General features: G+C 35.2%; 31 protein-coding genes. 8 read left to right on the top strand and 23 right to left on the bottom strand.

Translation table 11 applies throughout. The annotated features are described in order from the left end of the window. Window positions 1-9 precede the first annotated feature (9 nt). The 15 genes from rplN to rpsL all read right to left on the bottom strand — a co-directional run bounded on the left by rplN (window position 10) and on the right by rpsL (window position 8,586). Entirely contained in the window at window positions 10-378 is a 369-nt protein-coding gene (gene rplN / locus QW060_RS02325) for a 50S ribosomal protein L14 (RefSeq protein ID WP_155091394.1), read from the bottom strand. Window positions 379-380: 2 nt separating this feature from the next. Further along, window positions 381-638 (bottom strand): 30S ribosomal protein S17, encoded by a 258-nt coding sequence (gene rpsQ / locus QW060_RS02320; protein ID WP_290362106.1) that lies wholly within the window; start codon window positions 636-638, stop codon window positions 381-383. Window positions 639-655: 17 nt separating this feature from the next. Further along, window positions 656-847, bottom strand: a complete 192-nt coding sequence (gene rpmC, locus QW060_RS02315; RefSeq protein ID WP_290362105.1) for a 50S ribosomal protein L29 — start codon at window positions 845-847, stop codon at window positions 656-658. Window positions 848-859: 12 nt separating this feature from the next. Continuing rightward, window positions 860-1,279 (bottom strand): 50S ribosomal protein L16, encoded by a 420-nt coding sequence (gene rplP, locus QW060_RS02310; RefSeq protein WP_290362104.1) that lies wholly within the window; start codon window positions 1,277-1,279, stop codon window positions 860-862. A gap of 19 nt (window positions 1,280-1,298) precedes the next feature. After that, a complete protein-coding gene (gene rpsC, locus QW060_RS02305) occupies window positions 1,299-2,027 on the bottom strand; it encodes a 30S ribosomal protein S3 (RefSeq protein ID WP_290362103.1) in 729 nt (242 codons plus the stop codon). Between the two features lie 8 nt (window positions 2,028-2,035). Continuing rightward, complete coding sequence (rplV, locus tag QW060_RS02300; protein ID WP_290362102.1) at window positions 2,036-2,446, bottom strand: 50S ribosomal protein L22; 411 nt, start codon at window positions 2,444-2,446, stop codon at window positions 2,036-2,038. A gap of 9 nt (window positions 2,447-2,455) precedes the next feature. Beyond that, window positions 2,456-2,734: a 30S ribosomal protein S19 gene (rpsS, locus tag QW060_RS02295; protein ID WP_290362101.1), complete on the bottom strand. Its 279-nt coding sequence runs from the start codon at window positions 2,732-2,734 to the stop codon at window positions 2,456-2,458. Between the two features lie 10 nt (window positions 2,735-2,744). Next, on the bottom strand, window positions 2,745-3,569 hold the full coding sequence (rplB, locus tag QW060_RS02290) for a 50S ribosomal protein L2 (protein ID WP_290362100.1): 825 nt from the start codon (window positions 3,567-3,569) through the stop codon (window positions 2,745-2,747). A 6-nt stretch (window positions 3,570-3,575) separates the two neighbouring features. Further along, window positions 3,576-3,866, bottom strand: a complete 291-nt coding sequence (gene rplW / locus QW060_RS02285; RefSeq protein WP_290362099.1) for a 50S ribosomal protein L23 — start codon at window positions 3,864-3,866, stop codon at window positions 3,576-3,578. Window positions 3,867-3,873: 7 nt separating this feature from the next. Beyond that, entirely contained in the window at window positions 3,874-4,503 is a 630-nt protein-coding gene (gene rplD / locus QW060_RS02280) for a 50S ribosomal protein L4 (protein ID WP_290362098.1), read from the bottom strand. Beyond that, window positions 4,503-5,120, bottom strand: a complete 618-nt coding sequence (gene rplC, locus QW060_RS02275) for a 50S ribosomal protein L3 (RefSeq protein ID WP_290362097.1) — start codon at window positions 5,118-5,120, stop codon at window positions 4,503-4,505. Before rplC ends, rplD begins: the two co-directional genes overlap by 1 nt. 101 nt (window positions 5,121-5,221) lie before the next feature. Further along, window positions 5,222-5,527 carry a 30S ribosomal protein S10 gene (gene rpsJ, locus QW060_RS02270; protein ID WP_290362096.1) on the bottom strand — a complete coding sequence of 102 codons (306 nt, stop codon included), beginning with the start codon at window positions 5,525-5,527 and terminating at the stop codon, window positions 5,222-5,224. 18 nt (window positions 5,528-5,545) lie between these two features. Continuing rightward, complete coding sequence (gene fusA, locus QW060_RS02265) at window positions 5,546-7,678, bottom strand: elongation factor G (protein WP_290362095.1); 2,133 nt, start codon at window positions 7,676-7,678, stop codon at window positions 5,546-5,548. A 19-nt stretch (window positions 7,679-7,697) separates the two neighbouring features. Then, window positions 7,698-8,174, bottom strand: a complete 477-nt coding sequence (gene rpsG / locus QW060_RS02260; protein WP_290362094.1) for a 30S ribosomal protein S7 — start codon at window positions 8,172-8,174, stop codon at window positions 7,698-7,700. 28 nt (window positions 8,175-8,202) lie between these two features. After that, entirely contained in the window at window positions 8,203-8,586 is a 384-nt protein-coding gene (rpsL, locus tag QW060_RS02255) for a 30S ribosomal protein S12 (RefSeq protein WP_290362093.1), read from the bottom strand. Window positions 8,587-8,843: 257 nt separating this feature from the next. On the opposite strand from rpsL, the gene QW060_RS02250 reads away from it, so the two are divergent. The 4 genes from QW060_RS02250 (at window position 8,844) to QW060_RS02235 (ending at window position 13,463) form a co-directional block, all read left to right on the top strand. Next, window positions 8,844-10,418, top strand: coding sequence for a BamA/TamA family outer membrane protein (locus QW060_RS02250; protein ID WP_290362092.1), 1,575 nt, complete (start codon window positions 8,844-8,846; stop codon window positions 10,416-10,418). A 144-nt stretch (window positions 10,419-10,562) separates the two neighbouring features. Further along, window positions 10,563-11,300, top strand: a complete 738-nt coding sequence (gene rlmB / locus QW060_RS02245; RefSeq protein WP_290362091.1) for a 23S rRNA (guanosine(2251)-2'-O)-methyltransferase RlmB — start codon at window positions 10,563-10,565, stop codon at window positions 11,298-11,300. Between the two features lie 10 nt (window positions 11,301-11,310). Continuing rightward, window positions 11,311-12,357, top strand: coding sequence for a hypothetical protein (locus QW060_RS02240; RefSeq protein ID WP_290362090.1), 1,047 nt, complete (start codon window positions 11,311-11,313; stop codon window positions 12,355-12,357). After that, a complete protein-coding gene (locus QW060_RS02235) occupies window positions 12,357-13,463 on the top strand; it encodes a hypothetical protein (protein ID WP_290362089.1) in 1,107 nt (368 codons plus the stop codon). Before QW060_RS02240 ends, QW060_RS02235 begins: the two co-directional genes overlap by 1 nt. On the opposite strand, the gene QW060_RS02230 is transcribed toward QW060_RS02235, so the two are convergent. Further along, window positions 13,464-14,258: a rhomboid family intramembrane serine protease gene (locus QW060_RS02230; RefSeq protein ID WP_290362088.1), complete on the bottom strand. Its 795-nt coding sequence runs from the start codon at window positions 14,256-14,258 to the stop codon at window positions 13,464-13,466. A gap of 139 nt (window positions 14,259-14,397) precedes the next feature. Here QW060_RS02230 and QW060_RS02225 point away from each other — a divergent pair, with 139 nt between their 5' ends. Then, a complete protein-coding gene (locus tag QW060_RS02225; protein WP_290362087.1) occupies window positions 14,398-15,675 on the top strand; it encodes a replication-associated recombination protein A in 1,278 nt (425 codons plus the stop codon). A 49-nt stretch (window positions 15,676-15,724) separates the two neighbouring features. Continuing rightward, the gene (locus QW060_RS02220) at window positions 15,725-16,729 is read left to right on the top strand and encodes a T9SS type A sorting domain-containing protein (protein ID WP_290362086.1); all 1,005 of its coding nucleotides are present in this window, start codon (window positions 15,725-15,727) and stop codon (window positions 16,727-16,729) included. Between the two features lie 24 nt (window positions 16,730-16,753). On the opposite strand, the gene QW060_RS02215 is transcribed toward QW060_RS02220, so the two are convergent. The 6 genes from QW060_RS02215 to QW060_RS02190 all read right to left on the bottom strand — a co-directional run bounded on the left by QW060_RS02215 (window position 16,754) and on the right by QW060_RS02190 (window position 20,785). Further along, a complete protein-coding gene (locus QW060_RS02215; protein ID WP_290362085.1) occupies window positions 16,754-17,173 on the bottom strand; it encodes a hypothetical protein in 420 nt (139 codons plus the stop codon). Further along, on the bottom strand, window positions 17,173-17,859 hold the full coding sequence (locus tag QW060_RS02210) for a YjjG family noncanonical pyrimidine nucleotidase (RefSeq protein WP_290362084.1): 687 nt from the start codon (window positions 17,857-17,859) through the stop codon (window positions 17,173-17,175). Before QW060_RS02210 ends, QW060_RS02215 begins: the two co-directional genes overlap by 1 nt. Beyond that, window positions 17,860-18,351: a hypothetical protein gene (locus tag QW060_RS02205; RefSeq protein ID WP_290362083.1), complete on the bottom strand. Its 492-nt coding sequence runs from the start codon at window positions 18,349-18,351 to the stop codon at window positions 17,860-17,862. It abuts the gene before it with no gap. Further along, window positions 18,344-19,576 carry an ABC transporter permease gene (locus QW060_RS02200; protein WP_290362082.1) on the bottom strand — a complete coding sequence of 411 codons (1,233 nt, stop codon included), beginning with the start codon at window positions 19,574-19,576 and terminating at the stop codon, window positions 18,344-18,346. The genes QW060_RS02205 and QW060_RS02200 overlap by 8 nt, the downstream gene beginning before the upstream one ends. A 2-nt stretch (window positions 19,577-19,578) precedes the next feature. Continuing rightward, window positions 19,579-20,205 (bottom strand): ABC transporter ATP-binding protein, encoded by a 627-nt coding sequence (locus QW060_RS02195; RefSeq protein WP_290362081.1) that lies wholly within the window; start codon window positions 20,203-20,205, stop codon window positions 19,579-19,581. A 232-nt stretch (window positions 20,206-20,437) separates the two neighbouring features. After that, window positions 20,438-20,785: a MerC domain-containing protein gene (locus QW060_RS02190; protein ID WP_290362080.1), complete on the bottom strand. Its 348-nt coding sequence runs from the start codon at window positions 20,783-20,785 to the stop codon at window positions 20,438-20,440. A gap of 60 nt (window positions 20,786-20,845) precedes the next feature. On the opposite strand from QW060_RS02190, the gene QW060_RS02185 reads away from it, so the two are divergent. Beyond that, complete coding sequence (locus QW060_RS02185; RefSeq protein WP_290362079.1) at window positions 20,846-21,244, top strand: Fur family transcriptional regulator; 399 nt, start codon at window positions 20,846-20,848, stop codon at window positions 21,242-21,244. On the opposite strand, the gene radC is transcribed toward QW060_RS02185, so the two are convergent. Next, window positions 21,239-21,937 (bottom strand): RadC family protein, encoded by a 699-nt coding sequence (radC, locus tag QW060_RS02180; RefSeq protein ID WP_290362078.1) that lies wholly within the window; start codon window positions 21,935-21,937, stop codon window positions 21,239-21,241. The two genes, QW060_RS02185 and radC, sit on opposite strands and share 6 nt — an antisense overlap. 49 nt (window positions 21,938-21,986) lie before the next feature. Between radC and QW060_RS02175 the strand changes: the two genes are divergently transcribed. Continuing rightward, complete coding sequence (locus QW060_RS02175; RefSeq protein WP_290362077.1) at window positions 21,987-22,625, top strand: DUF1287 domain-containing protein; 639 nt, start codon at window positions 21,987-21,989, stop codon at window positions 22,623-22,625. The last annotated feature ends 21 nt before the right edge of the window (window positions 22,626-22,646 follow it).

Raw genomic sequence — 22,646 nt, 5'->3', positions numbered from 1 at the left:
TTAAGCGAATTAAAGCACTTCTGGTGCTAATGATACAATTTTCATGAATTGTTTTTCACGAAGTTCTCTTGCAACAGGACCAAAAACACGAGTTCCTCTCATCTCACCAGCAGCATTTAATAACACACATGCGTTGTCATCAAATCTGATGTATGATCCGTCAGCTCTTCTCACTTCTTTTTTGGTACGTACAACTACTGCAGTTGAAACTGCTCCTTTTTTAACGTTTCCGTTTGGAGTAGCTTCTTTGATTGAAACTACAATTTTATCTCCAACAGAGGCATAACGACGTTTCGTTCCCCCTAAAACACGAATGGTCAAAACTTCTTTTGCTCCCGTGTTGTCTGCTACTTTTAATCTAGATTCCTGTTGTACCATAATTATTTCGCTCTTTCAATGATTTCAACTAATCTCCAACATTTGTTTTTAGATAATGGACGTGTTTCCATAATTCTAACTGTATCACCAATGTTGCAGTCGTTTAATTCGTCGTGTGCAACATATTTCTTAGTTTTCAACACGAACTTACCATATAATGGGTGTTTTACTCTTTTAGTTTCTGAAACGACAATAGATTTTGTCATTTTATTACTGGTAACAACACCAACTCTTTCTTTTCTTAAATTTCTTTTTTCCATCTTTCAGCAGAATACAATTATTGTAACTCTTTTTTGCTTAGCTCAGTGTTAACTCTAGCAATCGATCTTCTCAAAGATCGGATTTGAAGAGGATTCTCGATAGGAGAAATAGCGTGAGCTGATTTTACTTCGGCATAAGTCTTCTTTAACTCACTAAGTTTTTCTTGTAACTCAGCTGCAGATAGATTATTTATTTCTGATTGTTTCATAATGATTTTAAATTATGCTTCGAAATCTCTAGCAACGATAAACTTAGTTTTCACAGGTAATTTTTGTGCAGCTAAACGTAATGCTTCTTTCGCAACAGCGATTGGCACACCTCCAACTTCAAACATAATTCTACCTGGTTTTACAACTGCAGCCCAATACTCAACTGCACCTTTACCTTTACCCATACGTACTTCAAGAGGTTTTTTAGTAATAGGCTTGTCTGGAAATATTTTAATCCATAGTTGCCCCTCTCTTTTCATAAAACGTGTTGCAGCAATACGAGCAGCTTCGATTTGACGAGAAGTAATGAATGAATAATCTAAAGATTTGATACCAAACATTCCGTTAGAAAGTTCATGTCCTCTTTGAGACACCCCTTTCATTTTACCTTTCTGTACCTTACGGTATTTTGTTCTTTTAGGCTGTAACATTTTTCTTCTTTAGTTTAAATTACTTTCTTTTGCGTTGTTGGTTTGGTCTTCCTGTTGGTTTTCCAGATCCTGCAGATTTAGATTGTTTTTTATCCATACCTGCTAACGGAGAAAGATCTCTCTTACCATAAACCTCCCCTTTCATGATCCATACTTTAATACCCATTCTACCATAAGTAGTGTGAGCTTCTGCTAAAGCATAATCAATATCAGCTCGGAAAGTAGACAAAGGAATACGTCCTTCTTTGAAATTTTCAGAACGAGCCATCTCAGCTCCGTTTAAACGACCAGATATCATAACTTTAATACCTTCAGCATTCATTCTCATTGCAGCCGCAATTGCCATTTTAATAGCACGACGGTAAGAGATTCTGTTTTCAATCTGACGAGCGATGCTAGTTGCAACTAAATAAGCATCTAACTCAGGTCTTTTGATTTCAAAGATGTTGATTTGAACTTCTTTGTCAGTAATTTTCTTAAGTTCTTCTTTTAACTTGTCTACCTCCTGACCTCCTTTTCCGATGATGATCCCCGGACGAGCAGTAGTGATAGTAACGGTTACAAGTTTCAAAGTTCTCTCGATAATTATCTTTGATACACTAGCTTTTGATAAACGAGCATGGATATACTTTCTGATTTTTGCATCTTCAGCAAGTTTATCTCCATAGTCATTTCCACCGTACCAGTTTGAGTCCCATCCTCTGATGATCCCAAGGCGATTTCCGATTGGATTAGTCTTTTGTCCCATACTGTTTATTAATTGCTTTGTGTGTTATTATTAGCTCCTAAAACGATTGTTACGTGATTTGAGCGTTTTCTAATTCTGTGTGCGCGACCTTGTGGAGCCGGACGTAATCTTTTTAACATCATACCTCCGTCAACACGAATCTCTTTTACAAATAACTCTGCTTCTTCTAAATTAGCTTCTGCGTTTTTAGCTTGCCAGTTAGCAATCGCTGATAACAACAATTTTTCTAATTTATTTGAAGCTTCTTTTGTACTAAATTTCAATATATTAAGAGCGTTTTCAACTTTCTGACCTCTAACTAAATCTGCAACTAAGCGCATTTTTCTAGGTGAAGTTGGGCAATTATTAAGCTTAGCGAAAGCAACTTGCTTATTCGCTTCCTTAATCTGCTCGGCTCTTTCTCTTTTACGAACTCCCATAGCTTCTTATTATTTTTTACCTTTATTTTTTGCACCTGCATGACCTCTAAAAGATCTTGTTGGTGAAAATTCTCCTAATTTATGTCCTACCATATTTTCTGTAACGTAAACCGGTACGAATTGACGCCCGTTGTGTACTGCGATTGTTTGTCCAACGAAATCAGGAGTAATCATTGATGCTCTTGACCATGTTTTAACAACTGCTTTGTTTCCGTTTTCAGCATTCTCTAAAACTTTTTTCTCAAGTTTGTAGTGAACATAAGGTCCTTTTTTTAATGAACGTGCCATACTTACTTAATTATTTCTTTCTACGTTCTACGATATACTTGTTACTCGACTTAACTTTAGAACGGGTTCTATAACCTTTTGCAGGTAATCCTTTTCTAGAACGTGGGTGACCTCCTGAAGAGCGTCCTTCACCACCTCCCATTGGGTGATCAACTGGGTTCATAGCAACCGGTCTTGTTCTTGGTCTTCTACCTAACCATCTAGATCTACCAGCTTTACCAGAAACGATTAACTGATGATCAGAGTTAGATACTGCTCCGATAGTAGCCATACAGCTCAATAAGATCAAACGAATCTCACCAGAAGGCATTTTGATAGTAGCATACTTACCGTCTCTTGCAACTAACTGAGCAAAAGTACCCGCAGAACGTGCAATTACAGCACCTTGTCCCGGACGCAACTCGATACAAGAAATAATTGTACCAAGAGGTATATTAGCTAAAGGTAAAGCATTTCCTACTTCAGGCGCTGACTCAGGACCAGAAACAACTACTTGTCCTACTTTTAATCCTGCAGGAGCAACAATATATGTTTTTGCTCCATCTGCATACGCTACCAAAGAGATAAACGCTGAACGGTTTGGATCGTATTCGATTGTTTTAACAGTAGCTGGAATACCAACTTTGTTTCTTTTAAAATCAATAATACGATATTGTTGTTTATGACCACCACCGATATAACGCATGGTCATTTTTCCTTGACTATTTCTACCTCCAGTGTTTTTTTTCGGTGCTAATAAACTACGCTCCGGCTTATCAGTTGTAATAGTGTCAAAGCTATTCACAACTCTAAAACGCTGACCTGGGGTAATAGGTTTTAATTTTCTAACTGACATTTTCTATTAGATATTAGTATAAAAATCTATTGTTTCTCCTTCTTTCAGTTGTACTACTGCTTTTTTATACGCATTAGTTTTACCGCTAATAACACCACCTTTGGTATATTTAACAGTTCTGTCCGCTCTATATATCATTGTATTAACAGCCAAAACAGAAACTCCATAAGCAGCTTCAACCGCTTTTTTTATCTCTACCTTGTTTGCTTTTTTATCAACAATAAAACCAAAACGGTTGAATAATTCACCGTCTTTGGTTATTTTTTCGGTAATGATAGGTTTAATTATAATACTCATCGCCCTATTATTTACTTAAATTTTCTACAATTCCTTCTACAGAACCCTCAGTTAACACTAACGAATTAGTATTCAAAATACCGTAAGTACTTAATTCTGAGTTCATTACAACAGAAGCTCTCTCTAAGTTTCGAGATGACAAATATACATTTTTATTTGAATCACCCAACACAAACAAAGATTTTTTATTTTCTAACCCTAAAGCTTTCAATACATTAATGAAATTTTTAGTACTTGGTGCTTCAAAATTAAAATCCTCAACAATAATTAAATTTGATTCCTGAGCTTTTAAAGAGAAAGCAGATTTACGTGCTAAACGCTTTAAAGATTTGTTTAATTTGAAAGAATAACTTCTTGGTCTTGGTCCGAAAATAGTACCTCCACCTTTAAACAAAGGGTTTTTTGCAGAACCTGCACGAGCTGTACCTGTACCCTTTTGTTTTTTGATTTTACGAGTAGATCCCGTAACCTCATTTCTTTCTTTTGCTTTATGAGTACCTTGTCTTTGATTCGCTAAATATTGTTTAACATCTAAATAGATAGCGTGTTTGTTAGGCTCAATTGCGAATACTGAATCAGAAAGTTGAACTTTTCTACCAGTATCTTTTCCGTTGATATCTAAAACTTTTACTTCCATTACTTCTGAACGATTACATAAGAGTTTTTATGACCAGGAATAGCACCTTTAATAACAATTAAGTTTTTATCTGCTATTACTTTTAAAACTCTAAGGTTTTGTACTGTAACATTATCTCCACCTGTTCTTCCAGCCATGCGCATTCCTTTGAATACTCTTGACGGATAAGAAGAAGCACCAATAGAACCAGGAGCTCTCAAACGGTTATGTTGACCGTGTGTAGCTTGACCAACACCACCAAATCCGTGACGTTTTACAACCCCTTGAAACCCTTTTCCTTTAGATACTCCCTGAACATCCACAAACTCTCCTTCTTGAAACAAATCAACAGTGATTACATCCCCTAAATTATAAGTTTCATTAAAATCCTGGAATTCAACGACTTTTCTTTTAGCAGAAGTACCTGCTTTTTTAAAGTGACCTAACTCAGCTTTAATTGCAGATTTTTCTGATTTGTCATCGAAACCAAGTTGATACGCTTCATACCCGTCAACCTCTTTGGTTCTGACTTGGGTAACGACATTTGGACCTAATTCGATTACTGTACAAGGAATGTTTTTCCCGTTTTCATCGAAGATACTAGTCATGCCGATTTTTTTTCCAATTAACCCAGACATAAATATTTATTAATAATTAATATACATAAAATTTTCAAGCATTGGCAAAAGTAATACCAATGCTTGAAATAAACAAATTTATTTTTTCAACTAAAATATTATCACACTTTAATCTCAACTTCAACTCCTGAAGGCAACTCTAACTTCATTAGAGCGTCAATTGTTTTTGAAGAAGATGAATAAATATCTAATAATCTTTTATATGAACTTACTTGAAACTGCTCTCTTGCTTTTTTGTTAACGTGCGGAGAACGCAATACAGTAAATAATTTTTTATGAGTTGGCAACGGAATTGGCCCGGTAACCACTGCTCCTGTACTTTTTACAGTTTTTACGATTTTCTCAGCAGATTTGTCTACTAAATTATAATCGTAAGATTTTAATTTTATTCTAATTTTTTGACTCATTTTCGTTGAAATTAAGCGTTAGTTACCTTTTGCTTTTTTAATTACTTCTTCCTGAATGTTAGAAGGCGTTTGCTCATAGTGAGAGAATTCCATAGTAGATGTAGCACGACCTGAAGATAAAGTTCTCAAGGTAGTTACATAACCAAACATTTCTGACAACGGCACAGAAGCTTTTACAACTTTCGAACCTGCTCTGTCATCCATAGAATTGATCTGCCCTCTACGACGGTTCAAATCTCCTACGATATCACCCATGTTTTCCTCAGGAGTCAACACTTCTAATTTCATAATAGGCTCCAAGATAATAGCTCCAGCAGCTTTTGCTGATTCTTTGTATCCTAATTTAGCTGCTAATTCAAATGATAGAGCATCTGAATCGACCGCGTGGTAAGAACCATCAACTAAAGTTACTTTTAAGCCATCCATCTCAAATCCAGCTAAAGGACCTTGCTTCATAGCTTCTCTAAATCCTTTCTCAACAGCAGGGATATATTCTTTTGGAACGTTACCACCTTTAACCTCATTAACGAATTGCAATCCAACAAATGGTTTTCCGTCAACTTCATCAGCAGGACCGATTTTGAATACGATATCACCAAATTTACCACGACCTCCAGATTGTTTCTTATAAACTTCTCTGTGATCAGCCGTTTTAGTAAATGCTTCTTTATACTCAACCTGAGGCTCACCTTGATTTACTTCAACTTTGAACTCACGTCTCATACGATCCACAATAATATCTAAGTGAAGCTCACCCATACCAGAAATAATTGTTTGTCCGGATGCCTGATCAGTTCTCACTGTAAAAGTAGGATCTTCTTCAGCCAATTTAGCCAAAGCCATACCCATTTTATCAACGTCAGCTTTTGTTTTAGGCTCAATAGCAATACCAATTACAGGGTCTGGGAAATCCATCGATTCAAGAACGATTGGGTGTTTCTCATCACATAATGTATCTCCTGTTTTGATATCTTTAAAACCTACTGCTGCTCCAATATCTCCAGCTTCGATAAACTCGATTGGATTTTGCTTGTTAGCATGCATCTGGTAAATACGGGAAATACGCTCTTTGTTTCCTGAACGAGCATTAAACACATAAGATCCTGCATCTAAACGTCCTGAATAAGCACGGAAGAAAGCCAAACGACCTACGAATGGATCGGTAGCAATTTTAAATGCCAATGCAGCAAACGGATCAGAAACAGATGGTTTACGTGTAATAGGCTCATCAGTGTCTGGATTAGTTCCTTCGATAGCCTCCTTATCCATTGGAGAAGGTAAGTAACGACAAACAGCATCCAACATGAACTGTACTCCTTTATTTTTAAAAGAAGAACCACATGTCATAGGAATAATACTCATATCCAAAGTAGCCGCACGCAATGCTTTGTGTACTTCTTCTTCAGTAATAGAGTTTTCATCCTCCATGTATTTCTCCAACAAGTTTTCATCATAAGCAGCGATTTCCTCGATCAATTGACTTCTGTATTGTTTTACATCATCAACCATATCTGCAGGAATCTCTACCACGTCAAAAGTAGCCCCATGGTTATCTTCATGCCATACAATTGCACGGTTTTTCACCAAATCAACTACCCCTTTGAAATCAGATTCATCTCCAATTGGCAATACAATCGGCACTGCATTTGATTTCAACATATCTTTAACCTGCTGACAAACATTTAAAAAGTTTGCTCCCTGACGATCCATTTTATTAACGAATCCCATACGAGGTACTTTATAGTTATCAGCTAATCTCCAGTTCGTTTCAGATTGAGGTTCTACTCCATCGACTGCAGAGAACAAGAAAACCAACCCATCAAGTACACGTAAAGAACGGTTTACTTCAACCGTAAAATCAACGTGTCCCGGAGTATCAATAATATTAAAGTGATATTCTTCAGATTCAGATATTTTTTTACCTTGATCTGTAGGGAAGTTCCATTTACATGTAGTTGCAGCAGAAGTAATAGTAATACCTCTTTCCGCTTCCTGCTCCATCCAGTCCATTGTAGAAGCACCATCATGCACCTCTCCAACTTTATGGTTTACTCCCGTATAGAAAAGGATACGCTCCGTTGTTGTTGTTTTACCAGCATCAATGTGAGCAGCAATACCTATGTTTCTAGTAAATCTTAAATCTCTAGCCATATATATTCTTTATCAAAAATTAAAATCTAAAATGAGAGAATGCTTTATTAGCCTCTGCCATTTTGTGAGTATCCATTCTTTTCTTAACAGCAGCACCTTCTTCTTTAGCAGCAGCTAAAATTTCAGCAGCCAATTTACCAGCCATAGATTTCTCATTTCTTCTTCTTGCATAAAGAATCAACCATTTAATAGCCATAGAAATTTTTCTATCCGGACGAATCTGCATAGGAATCTGGAATGTAGCTCCACCCACACGACGTGAACGAACTTCTACGTGAGGCATAACATTTGTTAATGCATCTTTCCACATTTCCAATGAAGTTTTCTCCTCATCTTGTTTTTTAGACTCTACAATATCTAAAGCATCATAAAATACTTTAAAAGCAGTCGATTTTTTACCATCCCACATTAAGTTGTTCACAAAACGTGTAACCAATTGATCGTTAAATCTTGGATCCGGTAAAAGAGGTCTTTTCTTTGCCTGTCTTTTTCTCATGTCTTTTTCTTAAAAGTTTTTTAAACTATTACTTTTTTGCTTCTTTAGGACGTTTAGCACCGTACTTAGATCTTCTTTGTGTTCTACCGTTTACTCCGGCAGTATCCAAAGCACCACGTACAATGTGGTATCTAACTCCTGGCAAATCTTTTACCCTTCCACCTCTAACTAATACTATCGAGTGCTCTTGTAAGTTATGTCCTTCTCCAGGAATGTAAGCGTTTACTTCATTACCGTTTGTCAAACGTACACGCGCTACTTTACGCATCGCAGAGTTTGGCTTTTTAGGTGTAGTAGTATAAACACGCGTACAAACCCCTCTTCTTTGAGGACATGAATCCAAAGCAACCGATTTACTCTTCTTAGTCAATTGGGTTCTCCCTTTTCTTACTAATTGTTGAATTGTTGGCATAATGTTTATTAAAAATTTTCTACATTTATTAATTACCCGCTATTTTCGGGGATGCAAATATATAAATTTTTATTTTCAAAACAAATACAATTCATTTATTTTCAAATTTATACTACTTTTACCCGACGCAAATATCATAAATCAGTTTTTTCTGCGTTGTGTAAAAAACATTCTTTCTGAAGACATTCCTTATATATTGCCTGTTATTTTTTAGTTGTCTGTGTCACAGCCAGCAACTCTATTTAGAGATAAAAGGCTTGAATCAAAAAGAAAATAATGTTATTGACAGCCTTTCGTATCAGAAAACACATGATAATGCAAAAGGTATTCAGGATGAAGTACTGCGGTTTTCTAATACACTAATTTCAAATGGCTATCTTTCTTCTTTTCAAAAAGAATATTCAAAAAAAAACGATTCCACCTTTTTATATGTTTTTATTCTGAATCAAAGAACCAAAGCTAATGTTATTCATTTAGATAAAATTGAAGAATCTACAAAGAAGCTACTCGGTATAGAACATAACAAGGTGATCATTGAAATACCACAGACACAACACTATATTAATAGTATACTACAAAATCTGGAACGAAAAGGATATGCCATAAGCCAGATAAAACTAAACAACCACCAAATCATTAACGATTCTTTACACACGGATCTGTCAATAACACTGGACAAAAAGCGTAAGATAGACCTCATTACCATACAGCCCTATCAGAATTTCCCGTCCGGCGTTAAAAAACAAATGCAGCGCAGGTATGTAAAAAAAGATTTTAATCAGGAAACCATCAATCTGATCCAAAAAGAACTGACACAGTATCCGTTTATTAAAACAATGCGTCCTGCAGAAGTACTCTTTACAGAAGACAATACTATTCTTTATTTATATCTGGAGAAAGCCAATGTAAGCAGGTTTGACGGAATCGTCGGCTTTACAAATGATGAAGAAGGAAATGTACGTTTCAACGGTAATATAGACCTTAATCTTATCAACCTGTTTAACAAAGGAGAACAGTTTACCATTTATTGGAAAAATGACGGTAATCAGCAATCAACCTTTAAATTCAAAACAGAATTGCCTTATCTTTTCAAAACACCTTTTGGTATACAGGGAGATTTACAAATCTTCAAACAGGATAGTACGCAGCAAAACACTCAACTTGGACTCACCGCTTTGTACTATCTTAGTTATAACAACCGCTTAGGTGTTGGATATAAAAGTACATCCTCCGTTGCCGGCTCCGGTAATTTATATGGAGCGGAAAATTATAGTAACCGGTTTGTCACAGTAAACTATTCCTACCAAAAATGGAAAGATCATTTTCTTTTTCGTCAGCAAACCAATATAATGGCAAGCGCAGGTTATGGAAACAGAATTCAGGAATCAGACAAAGTGAAACAACAGTTTGTACAGATTATAGGGGAGCATATTTTTTATTTAAACAACAGAAATAGTGTTCACCTCAAAACGGAATGGTATCATTTATTCAGCAAAAGTGTCTTATATAATGAACTTTACAGGTTCGGGGGAATCAATTCTATCCGGGGCTTTAGCGAAAACAGCCTTATGGCAAAATCTCTGGCAGGCTTATATGCAGAATACCGGTATTCTCTTTCCTCAACCATTTATGCTCATACGATCACTGATTTTGCACATTACCGGGAACCACTCTCAAAATTCAAAGGAAATCTTTATTCTTTTGGTATTGGCGTAGGTCTGAATACTGCAGGCGGACTGTTTAATCTGGTATATGCCAATGGAATTCAACCGGAACAAGACTTCAAACTCTCAAATTCTATTATACATCTGAGCTATAAAACCCAGTTTTAATGGCACTCTAAGCTACACTATCTCCAATTCTTTCCAAGTATTAAAAAAATCTTTTCGAAGTATTTTTAAACGTTATACTGTCAAAACAAAATAAAAGAAGGATTTAAGGCTTTTTATCTTAAAAAAACAATATATTTTTGCAATATGCAAAATGAACATCAAATATTTGGTATCCGTGCGATAATCGAAGCGATAAACGCAGGTAAAGAGATTGATAAGGTTTTTATCCAAAAAGAAGCTCAGGGCGAGCTGATGCAGGATTTATTGAAAACACTTAAGAGAAACAATGTGAATTTCTCTTATGTCCCGATTGAAAAATTAAATAAACTCACTAAAAATAATAATCACCAGGGAGCAGTTGCAACTATAGCACCTATCTCATTTGTATCTTTAGAAACACTGATTGAGGGTGTATTGGAACAGAAACAAAATCCATTGTTCTTAATTCTGGATCAGTTATCCGATGCCCGTAATTTCGGAGCCATCATACGTACAGCCGAATGCAGCGGAGTAGATGGTATTATCATACAAAAACAAGGATCTGCTCCTGTGAATGGCGATACGGTAAAAACTTCTGCCGGTGCTGTGTTTAACATTCCTATCTGCAAAGTAGACCATATTAAAGATGCTGTTTTTTATTTACAGGGATCCGGAATAAAAACTGTAGCAGCAACCGAAAAAACAGAAAATCATTTATATGATATTGATTTCAAACAGGGTGTTGCTATTATCATGGGATCAGAAGATAAGGGAGTAAATCCGTCTGTATTAAAAATCGTTGATGAAAAAGCCAAACTTCCTATGTATGGAACTATCTCTTCATTGAATGTCTCTGTAGCCTGTGGTGCTTTCTTATACGAAGTAGTTCGTCAACGCCTATAGAAAAACGTGAATGAAAGACGTAAAAATAGAATTCAGAAAGCCTATTTTTCCAATCAATATCAATTTGAGTCAATATCTGGAAAAATATAACAGAACTACTCAGACGAGGGTTTTCTATGATGATCTCATGCGTTTTTCTGGATATGTTGCTCTGGAGGATGTAAATGGTAACGACACTTTGTGGTTGCGGGTATATTATTCAGAATTCGAACATGCCGAAATTGAAGCAAGCCTCAACAAAATATATACTTTATTGCACTCTGATGGTGATGAAGCCACACTTCCTTTTTTAAAGGTAGATGCTATCGACTTTTGTACTTTTGGAAACTCCAAGCCATTTCGCATTAAAGTTAGAAACATACTCAACGACAATTACACCAATTTTTATATCAAAAAAGCGGATGCTTCCAGAATTTACGGTCTGGAATTAGAAGAAATGATCTCTCCTAATTCCATGAACTATCTGGTTTATAAAGACACGCTTATTGAAGAACATATTTTGGGCATTCCCGGCGATATCTTTATCAGCCAATATTTACACAAATGCAATGAACTTGAAAAAGCACAGCTTGCCAAAGAATTTGTAAAATTCAATGAACGCTGTATGGTAGGCTTACTTGGTGATATGCGTTCCTATAATTACGTCATCATTCCTACTCATGATTTCGATCAGGTTGTTTACAGAATACGTGCCCTGGATTTTGACCAGCAATCTTACGAAGGTAACCTACGAAACTATTTCCCACAGTATTTCAAAGAAAATTTCAAAATGGTTCAAATGGTATTAGACAAATTACTGCCCAGTTCTATTGAGCAATACCGCAAAGAGGCACGCTCTGTTATGGTAAGGAGAATTCTAAACAATCAGGACCGTTTTAATGATCTTATTAACGTTATGAAAAAGGATGCGATTGCTCCTCAAAGCCATGTTATAACCTTAAAAAAAGCCTTACAAAAGTACACACATGATACTCATTTCAAATATTGCGAATCTATGGGTGATATTGTAGAAACAGGTATTAACTTTTTAATTAAAAATTATAAAAACGCGTATTAATGAAATCTCTACACCTATATACGGTATGCTTATTCAGTATTCTTTTGTCAGGATGCAATACAAAAACACCTGTTTCTGAAACAACTGAAGAAAAACATATAGCGGTATCTGACAGTCTCAATTCTGAGCCACCTGTTCTCCAAAAGAAAGAACTAAAAGCAGGGACTAACGTTTTTGTTATTACAGCAAAAGGAGCTGCATTATATGATGAGCCCAATACCGAAACAAAATCCATCGGAACAATTTCTCACGGAACTCCAGTAAAGATTATCGCTATAAAAGATAATTTTGCTATGGTCAACGCCTATATACATCGGGTGATTGAAGATAATGGAAAAAAGAGTGAAAAGCACAGTTGGGAAGATGTCTATACACCTCTTCATAATTTAGGAAACAGAAATGAGCTACAAATTTTACCTGAATTGCTTTATGAAGCTCTGGATTTTGAAAACGCAGAGGAATTCACCTCAACAAAAAAAACATCCTCTATAAAACAATATTTAAACATAGAGATCATTTCTGAAAAGATCTTTAATGATGCTTTAAAAAATAAAAGTTCGGATTTTATTGATCACCAACCCGTCTCAAAGAAGGAAAACGGTAAACTGACCTTATCAGGGGATAATGAACCGCTTGTTCTGACTGACAATTATAATATAGAAAGCGACTATTACAGTATTAATGAATATATAGGCTTTATTCCTTTTCTCAATGCATATCTTATAAGCGAAACGCTTTATGAAGGCCACAGTTATAATATGTATGACAAAAAGACTGCTAAAGTTATAAACAGTTTTTATGGGTTTCCATATATATCACCAGATAAAAGATATGTGATAACCATTGATTTTGATCCTTATGAATCAGCAACAGAAATAAGTCTTTACTCCATTAAAAAAGGTAAAATAACAGCTCTTGAAAAGGGAACTGATTATATGACAGGTTTTAGTCCGTACTATGATGAAGATGAAAAAATAATCACTCGTTTTTGGTCTTCTGACAATGCTTTTTACCTAAAAGCAGTACATCCATCTTTAGCACTCGAAAATGGAGAAGAACATAATACTCCTATAGTTCCGCAATACCTGAAAATAACGTTTAAATAATTACTCTTTAGTTTCAGTTTCAGTCTCATCAGCAGGCTTTTCCTGATAATGTATTTTAAAAGATAAAGGTAGTGATGAACTGGTGAAAAAGGTGTCTTCCTGTACTTGCTGTAACTGTTCCTCTTCTTCAGGCTTAGGATTAAAATGACCATTCTCATCAAAATGCTTCATAAAAGCATCTTTGGAAGCATCAAAATCCGGTCGTTGCCAGTCGTATTTATAATAAGGCTCATAGGTTTGTTTCTCAAATCCGAAAGCCAGTAATACACCTATTAGAAATCCAGACAAGTGCCCTTCCCATGAGACACCTTCTTTAACATCCGGAAACATATACCATACAGAACTTCCGTAAATCACCACTACAATGAAAGAGACTGCCATAAGCCGGTAATATTTTGCACGGATACCTGAAAAGAAAAGAAAACTTGTGAGCACATACACCAGCCCACTGGCACCAATATGAAAACTCGGTCTACCTATAAGCCAGGTTCCCAAACCCGACAATAACCACCCTAATAACAACACCTGTACATACCGGTCTTTATAAAAAAATACCAGAAGAGGCAGCAACACTAAAAGAGCAATCGAATTATTAACAATATGGCTGATATCTCCATGCAGAAAGGGAGAAAACAAGACGCCTTTCAGACCACTTAGGGTACGAGGATAAATACCATACTCATTGAGCTGTAAAAAGTATTTCCAGTTCAAAAAATAAACAGCCCAAATCGCCAAAAGCGATAAAAAAGGCACTAAAAATACGGCGTGATGATATTCAAATTTTTTTTCCTGCATGAAAACAAAATATCAAAAATGTAACCAACAAAAAAAGACTGCTATTCTGACAGCCTTATAATGAATATAATTAAAAAGTGAATTCGCAATGCATCCCCTATCATTTTCATTTTCTAAAGTAAATGTGTAATTTTACTGTATGGAAGCACCTTTAGCAGAACGTATTCGTCCTAAGCGATTAGAAGAGTATATCAGTCAGTCCCATTTGGTTGGAACTTCGGGAATATTGACTCAAAATATCAAACGTGGATTGATTCCATCTATGATCTTTTGGGGACCTCCCGGTACAGGAAAAACCACACTTGCTGAAATTATTGCAAAAGAAAGCGAACGCCCTTTTTTTGCTTTAAGCGCTATCAATGCCGGAGTAAAAGATATCCGGGAAGTAATTGATAAAGCGAAAAACAGCAGCGGTATTTTTACAGCTAAAAATCCTATCTTATTTATTGATGAGATTCATCGTTTTAGTAAATCTCAGCAAGATTCGCTCTTAGCAGCTGTAGAAAAAGGTTGGGTGACGCTTATCGGAGCCACTACAGAAAATCCCAGTTTTGAAGTTATCCCTGCCTTATTGTCACGTTGCCAAGTATACACACTAAAAGCTTTCACAAAAGAAGATTTACAGGCCTTACTCAATCGGGCATTAAAAACAGACGCCTTTCTTCAATCCAAAGACATTATTATAAAAGAAACAGAAGCTCTTTTTCGCTTGTCAGGCGGTGATGGCAGAAAATTGCTCAACACATTTGAACTGATTGTTAATTCACTGGACGAAAAACCGGTAGAAATTACCAATGACAAAGTAATGCAGATTGTACAAAAAAACACCGTGTTATATGATAAAACCGGAGAACAGCATTATGATATCATTTCTGCTTTTATAAAATCAATCCGCGGAAGCGACCCAAATGGAGCGGTTTACTGGCTAGCACGCATGATAGAAGGCGGAGAAGATTTAAAATTCATTGCCCGCAGATTGGTGATTTCAGCTTCTGAAGATATTGGTCTGGCAAATCCGACAGCTATTATTATGGCTAATAATATTTTTCAGGCGGTATCTGTAATCGGATACCCCGAAAGCCGCATCTTGCTGAGTCAATGTGCCATTTATCTCGCTACTTCACCAAAGAGTAATGCAAGCTATATGGCTATCGGAAAAGCGCAACAAATTGTTAAACAAACAGGGGATCTTTCCATACCCATACATTTACGCAATGCTCCAACCAAACTGATGAAAGAATTGGGCTATGGAGAAGATTACAAATACTCGCATGATTTCCCTGGAAATTTTGCCTATCAGGAATTTTTACCGGATGAGATAAGTAACATCCCTATTTATGAGCCCGGACAGAACAGCCGTGAAAATCAGACAAGAGAATTTTTAAAAGCCCGCTGGAAAGACAAGTACAATTATTAAGTTTTTTATTATTATTTTTTTTCTTATTTTAGAAAAAAAATATACATCCATGAAGAAAAAATACATTTTATTGAGTTGTCTTTTCAGTCTCAATCTGATAAATGCCCAACAAAACTTAATTCCGAACCCGAGTTTCGAGAGTTATAACTCATGTCCCGAGTTTATAACAATGCAATCACATGAATTCAGCTATAACGTGGAAAGCTGGAATGCAGACACGGATATGAATGCGCAATCATCATATAATAATACTCCTGAATATTACAATGAATGCGACACCACTAATACTGTTGGAGTACCACAAAATTCAATAGGTTATCAGGCTGCAAGAACAGGGAGTGCTTATATTGGACTGAGTTATACTTACACCTTTGTTACAAATGAGTACAAAACAAAGAGTGAAGTTATATACGCTCAACTCACTGAGCCTTTGTTAGCAGGAGAATCGTATACTTTTAGTATGCATGTCTCACTTGCAGATATGATGAATCATTCTATCAATAAATTAGGTGCTGCCTTTGTCAGCAGCTTACCTGATCAGGAAATTTTCACAAAAGGTGAACCTCTTATAAAACATGGTATTATCCCTCAGATAGCAAGCTCAAGTATTATCAAGACTAAAAATATATGGTCAGAAATTAAGGGATCTTTTATCGCAGAAGGGGGTGAACGATATGTTATCATTGGTAATTTTCATGATTATGATGATCTGGAAATAGAACAATTTGAAAATGATTATGAACCTGGAAGTAATCTTATTACTTATTATTATATCGACGATGTTTCTTTAAGAAAAGGGACTTTATCGAATTCTGATTTTGAAGATGCTTCTGTAACTATTTTTCCAAATCCTACTGATCAAAACGTTTTCATTTCCGGAATAAATTCTTCGGATATTAAGACGATAAAATTATACGATATGAGCGGTAAGGAATATCTTATTCCCCATCACAATGATACTGTAGATCTCGCAAATCTCTCTTCCGGTATTTATATACTAAAAATAGAAACTGTTGAAGGAGGAATCATCAAGAAGAAAATAATGAAAAAATAAAAAAAGGGATGTATATCCCTTTTTTTATTTTTTTAATGAATTCAAATTTGAATATTTAAAGGCTTTATCCAAAGCATCCATATAGGACTTTTTGTGTAGTTTCAGACGGCTTTCACCTTTTCCTTTAGCAACTTCAACACCTTTACAATTTACTAATTCAACATTTAAGATGGTAGCAAGTGAACTTTTTTCTTCGGTAAGATTACAAATCAATTCTTTACACGGATTGTTTTTTACTTCCTGAGGCACTTCTTCCCCATCAAAATATACTTTATACCCCAACTGTTCAAAACGAAATTTCATATTGCTGTTCAAACGGTATTCATTTTGTTCACCTTGGAAATCATACGTTTTTTTCAATTTGATGTATTCTACATCATTGGTTGATTGAGCATTCATCCCAAAGCTCATCATCATTACAAGAAAGGCAACTATTTTTTTCATTAAAGAAGATTTTTTAATTCTGTTAATTTATTTATTTCAGTAAAATTATAATCGTTTTTTATCTGATACTCATTAAAATGAATAACATTCATTCCTACCTGTTGGGCTCCTATGATATCAGCTTCTATATTGTCTCCAATCATTAAGCTTTTCATTGGGTTAGTATTAGCTGCGTTTAAAGCATATTCAAATATCTTTGGATTAGGCTTTTTGACTCCTGCTTTCTCCGAATTGGTTACTGTTTCAAAATAATGATCCAGTTTAGAATTGGTTAATTTTAATTCCTGAACTTTTTCGGGACCATTGGTAATAATATGCAACCTATATTTATCTTTCAGATAATCTAACGCCTCGTATGTTCCTTCAAAAACATGGTTATAATCTGCCAAATTATTGATAAAATAATCCGCTATATGGTAGATATGATCGTCTGTAATCTTTACATTGATGGCATCAAAAGTGTCTTTTAATCTTCCATAACGTAAAAAATCCTGCGTTATTTCTTCTTTTGCAAATCTGCTCCAATAATAATCATTAATGGGCTTAAACTGAATCATAAAATTTTCAGTTCCTTTCAATCCTAATTCCTTAAAAACATCATTAAAGGTATGTGCAGAGTTTTTATCAAAATCATATAAAGTATGATCCAGATCAAAAAACACATCTGTTATTTTACTTTTTTCCAATTATTTACCTTTTACAATTACAGCATCTTCTATATGATAAATCCAGTCTTCTATATCCGCATCGTTATATCTGAACGTCCCTTCAATAGTAACGTACTGATCGGTTTTTAGACGAGGGGTTGCTCCTCTGAACTTAATTCCCATAATGGTTTCCGGTCCGGCATTACCACAGAAAAAACACTGTGCAAATACATTTTTACTCAATGCATACGTTTTGTTATCAATAGGCACAATAAAGCCCTTTGCGACAATACGTTTTTTTTGTTTTGCTTTTAATGTACTGTTAATTACCGGATACATTACTTCTCCATATACCGGACTTTTCTTTTTTACAAAATCTATTTTTCCCAACATACTCCATGTTACGGTATCTCTTGACTGATACAATATTTCTTTTGATTCAGAAGATACGTTTTGTTTTGGAGATGCTGTAAAGTTCATCAGCAACAATCCCAGGGCTCCTGCCCCGGCAATTACAATCTTATTAAGCATTGGCAAGCGTTTTTGATATGTTTAGATTATAGGCTTTTATCGCCGGAATTAATGCTGCTAATATACCCACTAAAAGTGTAACAATAAATATAATTCCCTCTTTATCCCAAATAAATTCAAAAGGATTAAAAGCAATTTTGAATTCCTCCTGAGAAGAAACGGAAATAAAATATAAAGCTACTCTACCAAAAATAGTACCAAAAATAAAGCCAATGGTGCATAAGAAAAGGCTCTCGATCAATACCAGCTGCAACAGTTGCAACCTGCTTGCGCCGTTTACGCGTAATAAAGCAAATTCATATTTTCGTTCTTTCAATGTATTGTAAAGTGCTACAAATATGCTGATACCTGAAATTAACATTATTCCATAAGCCAAATACTGTAAGGCCTGAATCCCTACACCGAATAATGCAAATAAGCGATTTATTTCTACCGCCGGTGATGCAGCCTGCATTTCTGTATTCTGAGGAATGATTCTGGGCCAGGTTACAATACCCATTTTGTTTCTGAATTTCAATAATACAGCCGTAATTTCTCTTTTTTGTTCTGATATTTCTTCATGGTCATGGTTGTGGTTGTTTTCTGCTTCACCTGTCTCTGTGTGCGCATGTTCATGCTCATGCATATGCCATACAGACTCAATATTAGACAAAATGACATTATCGATAAGTTTATCTGTTTTATTGATAATCCCTACAATTTTATACGGATGCTCTTCATGTACTTCCCCTTCTTCAGCATCTCCATGAGTTCCTAAGAAAGTATCCCCTACTTTTAGCTTTAAATTTTCAGCGATCTGTGCTCCGATGATAACTTCAAAATCTTTTTTAAACACATCTCCTGTAGCTATTTTTGCCTGAAAGCGTTCTAAATAATCTGTTGTTGTGCCTATGATTTTGTACCCTTTGTAATTGTCCCCATAAGCAAGCGGAATTGCTTTTGCCACAAACGGATTGCGCATCCATTTTTTTGCTTCTGCATAGTCAATATTACCGGGAGGGGCATCTATATGGTAGACTGAAGATAAGATTAACTGTAACGGACTCCCTTTTGCTCCTAAAACCAAATCAATATTGTCCATAGAAGAGGAAAACTGTTCTTCAAATTGTTTTTGTAACAAAATAAGAACTGAAATGATAGAAACTGAAGCAGTTAATAAAATAATACTTAAAATAGTATTCAATGGTTTAAACCAGGTATTTCTCCATGCTATTTTACCTATCATCACTATAAGTTTATTTGGTTATTAAAGTGTTTTTTTAATCGCTGATCATGAGTAACGATTAATAGGGCTGCATGATATTTTTTCGCCAGCTCACTCAGCATAAAAGCAACTTTTTCTGTATTGATATCATCAAGACTTGACGTAGGCTCATCAGCTAATATAAGTTTAGGCTCATTAATCAGAGCTCTGGCAATACTTACCCTTTGCTGCTGACCGATACTCAATCTGGATGGTAATTTATGCAATTGTTCTCCCAAATCTAACTGTTGCAGTAACTCCACAGCCTTTTCTACAGCTTTTTGACCTGTAGCAAGCCAAGACGCCAATACAACATTGTCCAAAACACTGAGTGCTTCAACAAAATAAGATTTTTGTAACACAATACCGATATGCCGTCCACGAAATTCATCCAGTTTTTTACTGGATAGGGTTGTAATATTTTCATCATCTATAAAAACGCTTCCCGATTGCGGTCGCAGTAAACCTCCCAAAAGGTGCAATAAAGTTGTTTTTCCTTTTCCTGAAATCCCGGTTATGAGTAAAGTATCTTCCGCTTCACAATATAAATCGGGAAAGTGAAAATCTATCTTATTCTCAAAAGAAAAACGTAGTTCTTTTGTTGTCAACATATTCAAATGTTTTTATTGGATGAAATTAATTATGAATGTAAAAATAGTAATTCTTTAAAACGCAACAAAGTTGAATTTATAATTTTATTTTATTTAGAAAATAAAGACAGGTGATTATCCCTGCCTTTACCTTCATTCAAATATAAAACAAATCTATTATTCTTTAATCTTGCAATACTGTCCTTTTTGGATATCGGTATTATACTATTATTGCCTTTTCTTATTTATTTCTTTAATGCTTGTGATTTTTAAAGTTGATGAGATGTCCCAATATCAGACCCAATGCTCCTAAATAAATAAAATTGGAATGATAATGAAATACTAAAGTAATGATTACACACGCGGTAATCAAAAGAATAGAACTCCATAGCAATATTCGGAGGCTCTTGGAGTCTATATTTTTAGTTATCTTTGCTACAGCATAAATTCCAATAGAAGCAAAGAGCAAATCAATCCAGTGGTTATGGCTCAAACCTATAGGTAGTATGGTTATCAACGGAAAAACCAAACAATGTATTAAACATAAAACGGCTGATGAAATTCCAAGAACATCAAACTTTTTTGTAGTACTATTTTTCATAATGTAAATGATATATTAAACACAACAAAGTTGCGTTTAATTTTTTAAATATAAAAGCAAATGGATAAAAAAATAAAAAGGGAGCGCAGTTCAGCGACTAAAACTCATATTTTATCGATTTTAGAAGAGAAGAAACAAGCATTGGCCCATAAAGATATACAGCTATTACTCGATAACAGTGTAGACAGAGTTACTATATACAGAGCTTTGGATCGGTTAGTAGATGAAGGTAAAATTCATAAAGTAACCGGAATGGAAGGAATTGTTCAATATGCTATCTGTCATAATTGCAATAAGGAAGAACATCATCACAATCATATTCATTTTCATTGCGTACAATGTGAGACCATCTCATGTATAGAAAATGTGGAGCCGAAATTTAAATTGCCTGACGGCTATACTGTTGAAAATGTACAATGTATGGTATCGGGAGTTTGTAAAAATTGCAACAGTTTATAAAATAATATTTTCATCAGCAAAGCTTAAATAGTCATGTTGCGTGACAATGATATGATCCAATAGCTTTATATCCAATACTTTTCCGGCTTCTTTGATCTTATGAGTAATTTCTTTATCCGATGCACTTGGCTTCAATTGGCCGGATGGATGATTGTGAACCAGAATGATAGAAGTAGCCATTGCTTCTAAAGCACGTTTAAACAAGATTCGTACATCAACAATAGTACTTGTGAGCCCTCCGCTGCTCAATTGACTTTTTCCGATTATTCTTTGATCATTATTGAGCATTAACATCCAAAATTCTTCATGCTTGAGATCTCCGATTAAAGGCTGCATAATTTCAAACACTGATTTGCTGGAACTGACACGGGGTATTGCTTTAGCTTCCTCAAAGCGTCGTCTTTTTCCAAGTTCTAAAGCAGCTATGATAATAATAGCTTTAGCTTCCCCTATTCCTTTAAACTGTTTCAGTGTTCTGATATCCTGCTGTGCCAACAGATTAATTTTTTGATCATTTGCTTCCAGAATGCGTTTACATAAGTCAACGGCACTTTGATTTTCACTACCGCTACGTATCAATATGGCCATTAATTCGGCATTACTGAGCGCTGATGTTCCCTTACTCATTAATTTTTCTCTTGGCTGATCTTCCTGAGACCAATTTTTAATAGAAAATTTTTTATTTTTATTCATAAGACAATAATTTACTGATTATCACCCCCCCCTATATTTTCTTAAAGATATGAAATCAATTTATATATTACTAATAACAGGCTTTTTTATTGGATGTCAACCCCATAACAAAAAAGAGTTGATTGTTTCTGCACAGGATACAGAACACTATAGTACAGAAAACATATCTGATTTTCAGCAACGGCTTTCTGACGCAGCATTATCTATTGTTGATGCTTCAATTCAATATGATCCCGCCTATTTTAGCATTTCTTATCCTAATGGAGATATACCGGCAAATAAAGGCGTGTGTACCGATGTTGTCATAAGAAGCTACAGAATTTTGGATATTGATTTACAAAAAGAAGTTCATGAAGATATGAAAGCACATTTCAATCTTTATCCTGCCATTTGGGGGTTGAGAAAAACAGACACCAATATCGACCATCGAAGAGTTCCCAATCTTGAAGTATTCTTTACTCGAAAGGGAAAAAGTCTACCCGTTTCTCAAAATCAAAAAGATTATAAACCCGGAGAGATTGTCACATGGATGATTCAGGATAAGATGCCACATATAGGCATTGTCACGCATAAAAAGACAAAAGATAAAAAACGCTATTTGATTGTACATAATGTAGGTGGAGGTCAGGTATTGGAAGATTGTCTTTTCCGATACAAGATTACAGGACATTATACCTATGGATATTAAAAAATCGGTTCTTACAGAACC

Source organism: Paenimyroides ceti (assembly GCF_030409925.1).
The sequence above is the reverse complement of the archived record's forward strand: the minus strand, read 5'-3'. Positions and strand labels throughout refer to the sequence as shown.